At 76.0% G+C, this 509-nt stretch carries 1 protein-coding gene; it reads left to right on the forward strand.

Annotation, left to right across the window (positions count from 1 at the left end):
• Nucleotides 1–134 precede the first annotated feature (134 nt).
• Nucleotides 135–509 (forward strand): Mut7-C RNAse domain-containing protein (locus B7L92_RS28955; RefSeq protein WP_304364717.1); only part of this gene is annotated, 375 nt, incomplete at its 3' end.

The following is a 509-nucleotide window of genomic DNA, read 5'->3' on the forward strand; positions in this document are numbered from 1 at the left end:
CTGATCGACCGCACCCTGGCCACCTTCAAGGACCTGCCCCGCCGCTGAGGCCGCGGGCGCTCTCCCCCGGGGCCGCGGGCGCCGGCACCGTGAAGCACGGGCCGGGTGCGCGGCCCCATGCCATCCTTGACCGGGTGAACGGTCCCGAGATCCACGTCGAGTTCGCCCCCGAGCTGCTTCTCTTCGTCCCCCAGGCACGGCCCACGGGCGCCACGAAGACCGCCACCGACGGCGTCTCCAGCCTCGGTCACGTCATCGAGTCCCTCGGTGTCCCGCTGACCGAGGTCGGCGCGCTGCTCGTGGACGGCCGCGAGGTGCCGGTGTCGCACGTCCCGGCCGCCGGCGAGGCGGTGACCGTGCGCACCGTCGACCGCCCCCAGCGGGTGCCGGGGGCGCCGCTGCGCTTCCTGCTCGACGTGCACCTGGGCACCCTCGCCCGCCGGCTGCGGCTGCTGGGCGTGGACACCGCCTACGAGGCGACGGACATCGGCGACCCGGCGCTGGCCGCC

It is taken from the genome of Streptomyces viridosporus (assembly GCF_002078235.1).
GTDB lineage: Bacteria > Actinomycetota > Actinomycetes > Streptomycetales > Streptomycetaceae > Streptomyces > Streptomyces viridosporus.